Genomic DNA, 8,747 nt, shown 5'->3' on the forward strand with positions numbered 1-8,747 from the left:
GTTCCGGGTCGTCCGCTACGACTTCCCGGTGGTCCCGGCGTCCCCGCCGGGCTCCGTGGTCCCGTCGGTCGCGGCCGTACCGGCGGGCGGCGCGAGGTCCGCGCCCCCTGCGCCCCCCGGCCGGGGGGCCGGTACGCCGAGCGCCGCGACGGGCGCGTCGATCCCGCCGGCCGGCGCGGCCGGTGCCACGGCGATGCCGGTCTTCGCCCGCCGGCCGCGCTTCTCGATCCAGGTCGCGAGCGCGGAGAGCAGCAGACACATCGTCACGTAGATCGCGCCGATGACGACGATCGTCGAGACGTACGGGTACGTACCGTTCACCAGGGTGTTGGAGGCGATCAGACGCGCGGTCTGGAGCAGCTCCGGGTACAGGATGATGTAGCCGAGCGAGGTGTCCTTGAGGGTCACCACCAGCTGACTGATGATCGTCGGCAGCATCGCGCGCACGGCCTGCGGCATCAGTACGGTGAGCATCACCTGCGTCTTGCTCATGCCCAGCGCGTACGCGGCCTCGCTCTGGCCCCGGGGGACCGAATTGATCCCGGCCCGCAGCACCTCGGCCTGGACGCAGCCGTTGTAGACGGAGAGGCCCAGCGCCAGCGCCCACATCGAGTAGTCGGTCAGGAAGCCGACCCAGATCGCGTAGATCGTGATGAGCAGCGGGATGGAGCGGAACAGCTCGATGAACGCGGTGGCGAGCCAGCGCACCGGCTTGTGGTCGGAGAGACGGCCGACCGCGAGCACCACACCGAGGACGACCGAGCCGACCGCTGCCAGTCCGAAGACCTTGAGCGTGGCCACCACGCCGTCGGCGATGTTCTGCCGGATGCCGGAGTAGTTGAAGATGTCCCACATCTCCGGCGCGAGGTTGCCCGTCTTCCGCAGCCGCAGGACGGCGAAGACGATCAGCGCCACGATGGCGGCGGCGCCGATGACCGCGTAGACGCGGTTGCGTACGGTCGCCTTCGGACCCGGCGCGTCGTAGAGAACGCTGGCACTCATCGGGCGACCTCCATACGGCGCTCCAGCAGCCGGAAGAGACCGCTGATGACAAAGGTGACGACCAGGTAGCCGAGGGCGACCCAGACGAAGACGGGGGTGATCGCGTAGCCCCGGTCGCTCATGAGCTTCTGCCAGCCGAAGAGTTCGGAGACGCTGAAGGCTCCGGCGATGGCGGAGTTCTTCGTGAGCGCGATGAAGATGCTGCTCAGCGGCGGGATCACGGAGCGGGTCGCCTGCGGGAGGATGACGAGGCGCAGTGTCTGCGGGAACGACATGCCGATCGAGCGGGCGGCCTCGGCCTGGCCGAGCGGCACGGTGTTGATGCCCGAGCGGACTGCCTCGCAGACGAACGACGAGGTGTAGAAGCCCAGCGCCAGCGAGCCGAGGACGAACGGGCTCAGGCCGGAGACGAACACCTGCGGTACGACGAAGAAGAAGATCAGGAAGAGCAGGGTCAGCGGGGTGTTGCGCAGCAGCGTCACCCAGGCCGTGCCGAAGAACCGCAGGGGTGGCACCGGTGAGACCCGCATGCCGGCGAGGACGACGCCGAGGACCAGTGCGATGACCGTGCTGACGGCCGTGATCGACACCGTGCCTATGAAGCCGTCGCGGAACTCCGGGAAATTGTCGAGCAGTACGTTCATGAGGTCTCCGCGTCGGCTGTCAGCGGCATCGGGGCGGGGGCGTCACGCACGCCGCCGGCGGGCGGCTTCGCGTACGGGACGGGTCGGGCGGGCGAGGCCGCCCGGCGTCGGGGAAGTGACGCCGGGCGGCGCGTCGTCAGTAGCGCTCGATGGCCGGCGGCGCGGTGTACTCCGAACCGGACAGGCCCAGGGTGGCGTCGTAGATCTTCTTGTACGTGCCGTCCTGGATGTGCTTCTCCAGCGAGTCGTTGATCGCGTCCCGCAGCACCTTGTCGTCCTTGTTCAGGCCGACGCCGTAGGGCTCCTCGGTGAAGGGCTTGCCGATGACCTTCAGCTTCTTGGGGTTCTGCGCCGCGTAGCCCTTGAGGATCGAGTCGTCGGTGGTGACCGCGTCGACCTGGTTGGTCAGGAGCTGCTGCACGCAGTCCGAGTACTTGGCCAGTTCGACGACGCTCGCGCCGTACTCGGGCTTCTTGATCTCCTGGAGCGGGGTGGAACCCACGATCGAGCAGACCTTCTTGCCCTTCAGCGAGTCCGTGCCTGTGATGGCCGACTCGTCGTAGCGCACCAGCAGGTCGGCGCCCGCCTTGTAGTACGGACCGGCGAAGCCCACCAGCTGCTTGCGCTTGTCGTTGATCGTGTACGTACCGACGAAGTAGTCGACCTGGCCCTTGGAGATGGCCGTCTCACGAATGCCGGAGTCGACGGTCTTCCACTCGATCTGCTTGTCCGAGAACCCGAGATCGGCGGCGATCATCTTGGCGATCTCGATGTCGAAGCCCGAGCGCACCTTGGTCGACTGGTCCTCGAAGCCCAGGAACGGCTGGTCGGCCTTGGCGCCGATGATCAGCTTGCCGCGCGACTTCGCCTCCTTGAAGGCCGGCGAGTCCAGGTCGACCCCGGTGGCGACGGTGTACGTGGGAAGGGCGGGTGCCTCGGAGGCGCCGGGCTTGGTACCGGCGGGCTTGTCGCCGGCCGAACCTTCCTTGCCCCCACAGGCGGTGGCGGTCAGAGCGATGACGGCGATGGCCGCGAGGGCGGCCGACTTGCGGAGCTGCATCTGAACTTTCCTTCTGTCGTAGGTCGTTGTCGTCAGTGGTGAAGGATCTTCGACAGGAAGTCCTTGGCCCGGTCGCTGCGGGGGTTGCTGAAGAACTGCTCGGGCGTCGCCTCTTCGACGATCTTTCCGTCCGCCATGAAGACGACGCGGTTGGCGGCGGAGCGGGCGAAGCCCATCTCGTGGGTGACGACGATCATCGTCATGCCGTCCCGGGCGAGTTGCTGCATGACTTCGAGGACCTCGTTGATCATCTCCGGGTCGAGCGCCGACGTGGGCTCGTCGAAGAGCATGACCTTCGGGTCCATCGCCAACGCCCTTGCGATGGCGACGCGTTGCTGCTGGCCACCGGAGAGCTGAGCCGGATACTTGTCCGCCTGCGCGCCCACGCCGACCCGGTCGAGCAGCGTCCGGGCCTTCTCCTCCGCGCTCTTCTTGTCCGTCTTGCGGACCTTCGTCTGGCCCAGCGTGACGTTCTCCAGCACGGTCTTGTGCGCGAAGAGGTTGAACGACTGGAAGACCATGCCCACATCGGCGCGCAGGCGGGCGAGTTCCTTGCCCTCCTGCGGAAGCGGCCGCCCGTCGATCGTGATCGATCCCGAATCGATCGTCTCCAGGCGGTTGATCGTGCGGCACAGCGTGGACTTGCCGGACCCGGAGGGCCCGATGACGACCACGACCTCGCCCCGGGCGATGGTCAGATCGATGTCCTGGAGCACATGCAGCGCGCCGAAGTGCTTGTTGACGTCGCTCAGTACGACAAGGTCGCTCGCCTCGGGTATCGCGTCCTCGGCGGCCTTCGTCACTGAAACTCCGCTCATCGGCTCTAGCTCCGTCCTCCTCGGGTGGCTAGGACACTAGTGACGCAGTGCGATGACCGTCAGCAGATCTGAGCGAGAATTGAGGATAACGATCCGGCAGTCACCGGACACGAGGTGTGAAGGGATACCGGCGCCCGGGGTGCGGCGGCGTACCGGGTGCGTAACGGAAACCCCGTCGTAACGGGCCGGTACTTGACTGGGGCCCGCGATTCGGCGTTGATGCCCTGAGGGGCTGCGGGACGAACCGGAGACCGACGGCAGGTCCGACGGCCGCGCCGGGTGACGCGAACGACGTCTATCGTCTCCCCCAAGGGTGACGCCCTGTAATGCCGCGAAGCGGACCGCCGACGGTACCGGAACCGCCGGAACACGGAAAGGAGGGCCAGTGAGGCTGCTGCTCGTCGAGGACGACAACCACGTCGCCGCGGCCCTGTCCGCCGTGCTCGCCCGTCACGGCTTCCGGGTCGTGCACGCCCGCGGCGGTGAGGAGGCCCTTCGGGCCCTGCTCCCGGCGGAGCGGGAACCCTTCGGGGTCATCCTGCTGGATCTCGGACTGCCGGACCAGGACGGCTACGAGGTGTTCGGCAGAATCCGCAAGCGCACCTCCACCCCCGTCATCATGGTGACCGCCCGCGCAGACGTGCGCTCACGCATCCACGGACTCAACCTCGGCGCCGACGACTACGTCACCAAGCCCTACGACACCGGCGAACTGCTCGCCCGTATTCACGCAGTCGCCCGGCGCACCACCGGCGGCGAGGACACCGCGCCGATCCCGCTCGCCGTACTGCTGCTCGGAGCCGTACGGGTCGAACTGCCGACCCGGCGGGTCAGCGTCGACGGCACCGAAGTCCAGCTCACCCGCAAGGAGTTCGACCTCCTCGCTCTCCTCGCCCAGCGGCCCGGTGTGGTCTTCCGGCGCGAGCAGATCATCAGCGAGGTGTGGCAGACCAGTTGGGAGGGGACAGGGCGGACGCTGGAGGTGCACGTCGCCTCGCTCCGCGCCAAGCTCGGGCTGCCCACGTTCATCGAGACCGTGCGAGGGGTCGGCTACCGACTCGTCCCGCCGGCCGCCTGAGGATTCGCCGCCGCTCCGATGCGTACCCGCCTGCTGCCCCTGCTCATCGTGCTCATGGCCTCCGTGCTGCTCGCGCTCGGCTTCCCCCTCGCGGTCAGCGTGGCCCGCGCCGAGCAGCAACAGGTCGTCATCGACCGCATCGACGACACCGCGCGCTTCGCCGCGCTCGCCCAGTTCATCAGCGAACCGGTCGCCCCCGACGACGAGCGCCGCCGGACCCTGCAGGCGGACCTCGACGCCTACGCCACCGTGTACGGGATCCGGGCCGGGATCTTCTACCGCGACGACCGTTACCTGGCCAGGGCACCGACCACCTGGAACCTGCCCCGGGAAGGCGAGGGCCGCGCCGCCTTCCAGGAGGCGCTGCTCGGCCGCCGCTCCCACGACCCGCCCCAGGTCTGGCCCTGGCAGCACGGCCGGATCGTCGTCGCCTCGCCCGTGGTGCGCGACGGGGACGTCGTCGCCGTCGTCGTCATCGACTCGCCCACCGACGAGATGCGGGCCCGCGTCCTGCACGGCTGGCTGATCATCGCGCTCGGCGAGGCCGCGGCGATGCTGGTGGCGGTCGGAGCAGCGTTCCGGCTCACCGGCTGGGTGCTGCTCCCGGTGCGCACCCTCGACGCGGCGACCCACGACATCGCGCGCGGCCGGATGCGCTCCCGCGTGGTCGAGGGTGGTGGACCGCCCGAACTGCGCAGACTCGCACACTCGTTCAACGAGATGGCCGACAACGTCGAGGAAGTCCTGGAGCAGCAGCGGGCGTTCGTCGCGGACGCCTCCCACCAACTGCGCAATCCGCTCTCCGCGCTGCTGTTGAGGATCGAGCTGCTCGCACTCGAACTCCCCGAGGGCAACGAGGAGATCGCCTCGGTGCGCCTGGAGGGGAAACGCCTGGCCCGTGTCCTCGACGACCTGCTGGACCTGGCGCTCGCCGAGCATGCCGAAGCCGACCTCGCTCTCACCGACGTCGCCGCCCTCACCGCCGAACGCGTCGCCGCCTGGCATCCGGTCGCCGACGGGAAGGGGGTGGGCCTCACCCAGGACGGGGCCCCGGCCGTCACCGCCTGGGCCGACCCGATAGCCCTCTCCAGCGCGCTGGACGCGGTGATCGACAACGCGCTGAAGTTCACCCCGCCCGGCCAGGACGTCACCGTGTCGGTCGCGGCGGAGGGCGCCGTCTCGACCGTCGTCGTCGCGGACCTGGGCCCCGGCCTCACCGACGAGGAACTGGCACGCGTGGGCGACCGCTTCTGGCGGAGCAACCGCCACCAGAACGTACGGGGCTCGGGCCTCGGGCTGTCCATCTCCCGGGTGCTGCTCGCGGCGGGCGGCGCCACGATCGGTTACGGCCGCAACGACCCCCACGGCCTGCGGGTCACGGTCTCCGTACCGCGCGACGCCCCGCGCGACTGACGGCCCCACCGCCGGCGCCCTCTGCATGGCGGGCTCGACGGATCAGGGCTCGACGGATCAGGGCTCGACGGATCAGGGCTTGACGGATCAGGGCTTGACCGACCGGTAGTACTGCTGGGCACCGTCGTGCAGGGGCAGCGGATCGGTGTAGATGGCCGTCCGCAGGTCCACCAGCTGCGCCGAGTGCACCTCCCGCCCGATCCGGTCCCGGCTGTCGATGACGGTACGGGTGAACGCCTCGGTCATCGCCGCGTCCGTCCGGTCCGTGGTCACCAGCAGATTGGCGACGGCCACCGTGGGCACGGACTGCCCGCGCTGCACCTCGGGGTAGGCGTCGGCGGGCATGACGGCCGCACGGTAGTAGCGCGTCGAGCCGCCCGCCGCCTGGAGCCGGCGGATGAGCTCGTCCTCCAGCGGCACGAGACGGACGTCGGTCCGCCGCGAGAGCTGCTGGACCGCGCTGGTCGGCAGCCCGCCGGACCAGAAGAAGGCGTCGAGCTTCCCCTCCACCAGCAGCGACGGCATGGTGTCGATCCCGGCCGTCACCGGGGTGACCCCCTTCGCCGGATCGACCCCGGCGGCCGTCATCAGCCGGTCGGCGACCAGCTTCACCCCGGACCCGAGCTGCCCGACGCCCACCCGCTTGCCCCGCAGGTCGGCGACGGTGCGCACGGAGGAGGAGCGGGGGACGATCAGCTGCACGTAGTCGTCGTAGAGGCGGACACAGCCCCTCAGCCGCCGGGCACCGGGCCTGCCACTGCGCAGGTACGTCGCCACGGCGTCGGCGGTGGCGATGGTGAAGTCCGCCTCACCCGCCGCCACCCGCTCGATGTTCTGCTGCGAACCCTGACTGGTCCGCAGTTGTATGGACACCGCCGGCATGTCCGTGGCGAGCGCGCCTTCGAGCCGCTCCCCGTAGAGCTGGTAGACCCCGGTGCGCACACCGGTGGAGAAGACCAGGGAGCCGCTGGGCGAGGGACTGTCGAGGGGCAGCACCCACCAGAGCAGGAGTCCCAGGGAGACCGCCGAGGCGGCGCCCGCGCGCAGCAGACGGCGACGGGTGGAGGACGGGCCGGTCGGGGACATGGCCGCGATCCTGCCAGCAGGGGGCCCGCACTGACCAGAGCCGCCCGCCTGCCCGGCGGGAGAAGGGTCTTCTCCGGAGCGCCTACCCTTGAGGGATGACCAGCAGCAGCGACCGGAGCCTCGCAGTGGACGTTCAAGAACTCAAGAGCTACGAAATCCGTACGTACGGATGCCAGATGAACGTCCACGACTCGGAGCGGCTCTCAGGCCTGTTGGAGGGGGCCGGATACGTCCGCGCGCCCGAGGACGCGGACGGCGACGCCGACGTGGTGGTCTTCAACACCTGCGCGGTCCGTGAGAACGCCGACAACAAGCTCTACGGCAACCTTGGCCGGCTCGCCCCGATGAAGACCAAGCGTCCCGGGATGCAGATCGCCGTCGGCGGCTGTCTCGCGCAGAAGGACCGCGACACCATCGTGAAGCGGGCCCCGTGGGTCGACGTGGTCTTCGGCACGCACAACATCGGCAAGCTCCCGGTGCTGCTGGAGCGCGCCCGCGTCCAGGAGGAGGCGCAGATCGAGATCGCGGAGTCCCTGGAGGCGTTCCCCTCGACGCTCCCCACCCGCCGCGAGTCCGCCTACGCGGCGTGGGTCTCCATCTCCGTCGGCTGCAACAACACCTGCACCTTCTGCATCGTGCCCGCCCTGCGCGGCAAGGAGAAGGACCGCCGCACCGGCGACATCCTGGCCGAGATCGAGGCTCTCGTCGCCGAGGGCGTCTCCGAGATCACCCTGCTCGGCCAGAACGTCAACGCCTACGGCTCCGACATCGGGGACCGCGAGGCGTTCTCCAAGCTGCTGCGGGCCTGCGGGAAGATCGAGGGGCTGGAGCGCGTCCGCTTCACCTCGCCGCACCCCCGCGACTTCACCGACGACGTGATCGCCGCGATGGCCGAGACGCCGAACGTCATGCCGCAGCTCCACATGCCGATGCAGTCCGGCTCGGACACGATCCTGAAGGCCATGCGCCGCTCCTACCGGCAGGAACGCTTCCTCGGCATCATCGAGAAGGTCCGCGCCGCGATGCCGGACGCCGCCATCTCCACCGACATCATCGTGGGCTTCCCCGGCGAGACGGAGGAGGACTTCGAGCAGACCATGCACGCGGTGCGCGAGGCCCGCTTCGCCAACGCCTTCACCTTCCAGTACTCCAAGCGCCCCGGGACCCCGGCCGCCGACATGGACGGGCAGATCCCCAAGGAGGTCGTGCAGGAGCGCTACATGCGCCTCTCCGCCCTCCAGGAGGAGATCTCCTGGGAGGAGAACAAGAAGCAGGTCGGCCGCGTCCTGGAGGTCATGGTCGCGGAGGGCGAGGGCCGCAAGGACGGCTCCACCCACCGCCTCTCCGGCCGCGCCCCCGACAACCGCCTCGTCCACTTCACCAAGCCGGAGGGCACCGTGCGCCCCGGCGACGTGGTGACCGTCGAGATCACCTACGCCGCACCGCACCACCTGCTCGCCGAGGGCGCCACGCTCGCCGTGCGCTCCACCCGCTCCGGCGACGCCTGGGAGAAGCGGAACGCCGCCGCGGCCAAGCCCGCCGGCGTGATGCTGGGCCTGCCCACCATCGGCGCCCCCGCCCCGCTGCCGGTCGCCGCGGCGGCGGGCTGCGGCTGCGACTGGCCCGCCCCCGCCTCGCCGGGCGCT

At 69.7% G+C, this 8,747-nt stretch carries 8 protein-coding genes; 3 read left to right on the forward strand and 5 right to left on the reverse strand.

What is annotated here, in order from left to right; all coding sequences use genetic code 11:
• Positions 1–15: 15 nt before the first annotated feature.
• The 4 genes from ACFWEP_RS26805 to ACFWEP_RS26820 all read right to left on the reverse strand — a co-directional run bounded on the left by ACFWEP_RS26805 (position 16) and on the right by ACFWEP_RS26820 (position 3,524).
• Positions 16–1,002 carry an amino acid ABC transporter permease gene (locus ACFWEP_RS26805; RefSeq protein WP_387373644.1) on the reverse strand — a complete coding sequence of 329 codons (987 nt, stop codon included), beginning with the start codon at positions 1,000–1,002 and terminating at the stop codon, positions 16–18.
• Positions 999–1,646 carry an amino acid ABC transporter permease gene (locus ACFWEP_RS26810; protein WP_387373646.1) on the reverse strand — a complete coding sequence of 216 codons (648 nt, stop codon included), beginning with the start codon at positions 1,644–1,646 and terminating at the stop codon, positions 999–1,001. Before ACFWEP_RS26810 ends, ACFWEP_RS26805 begins: the two co-directional genes overlap by 4 nt.
• A 136-nt stretch (positions 1,647–1,782) precedes the next feature.
• Complete coding sequence (locus tag ACFWEP_RS26815; protein ID WP_387373648.1) at positions 1,783–2,706, reverse strand: glutamate ABC transporter substrate-binding protein; 924 nt, start codon at positions 2,704–2,706, stop codon at positions 1,783–1,785.
• 32 nt (positions 2,707–2,738) lie between these two features.
• Positions 2,739–3,524, reverse strand: a complete 786-nt coding sequence (locus ACFWEP_RS26820) for an amino acid ABC transporter ATP-binding protein (protein ID WP_328719039.1) — start codon at positions 3,522–3,524, stop codon at positions 2,739–2,741.
• Between the two features lie 385 nt (positions 3,525–3,909).
• Between ACFWEP_RS26820 and ACFWEP_RS26825 the strand changes: the two genes are divergently transcribed.
• Together ACFWEP_RS26825 and ACFWEP_RS26830 are read left to right on the forward strand one after the other, a co-directional pair.
• Complete coding sequence (locus ACFWEP_RS26825; RefSeq protein ID WP_387373651.1) at positions 3,910–4,602, forward strand: response regulator transcription factor; 693 nt, start codon at positions 3,910–3,912, stop codon at positions 4,600–4,602.
• A gap of 18 nt (positions 4,603–4,620) precedes the next feature.
• A complete protein-coding gene (locus tag ACFWEP_RS26830) occupies positions 4,621–6,015 on the forward strand; it encodes an ATP-binding protein (protein ID WP_387373653.1) in 1,395 nt (464 codons plus the stop codon).
• A gap of 87 nt (positions 6,016–6,102) precedes the next feature.
• Here the strand turns inward: ACFWEP_RS26830 and ACFWEP_RS26835 are convergent, their stop codons facing one another.
• Complete coding sequence (locus tag ACFWEP_RS26835) at positions 6,103–7,101, reverse strand: TAXI family TRAP transporter solute-binding subunit (protein WP_387373655.1); 999 nt, start codon at positions 7,099–7,101, stop codon at positions 6,103–6,105.
• A 95-nt stretch (positions 7,102–7,196) separates the two neighbouring features.
• Between ACFWEP_RS26835 and miaB the strand changes: the two genes are divergently transcribed.
• The coding region (miaB, locus tag ACFWEP_RS26840; RefSeq protein ID WP_387373657.1) for a tRNA (N6-isopentenyl adenosine(37)-C2)-methylthiotransferase MiaB at positions 7,197–8,747 on the forward strand (1,551 nt) is incomplete at its 3' end.

It is taken from the genome of Streptomyces sp. NPDC060198 (assembly GCF_042728415.1).
GTDB lineage: Bacteria > Actinomycetota > Actinomycetes > Streptomycetales > Streptomycetaceae > Streptomyces.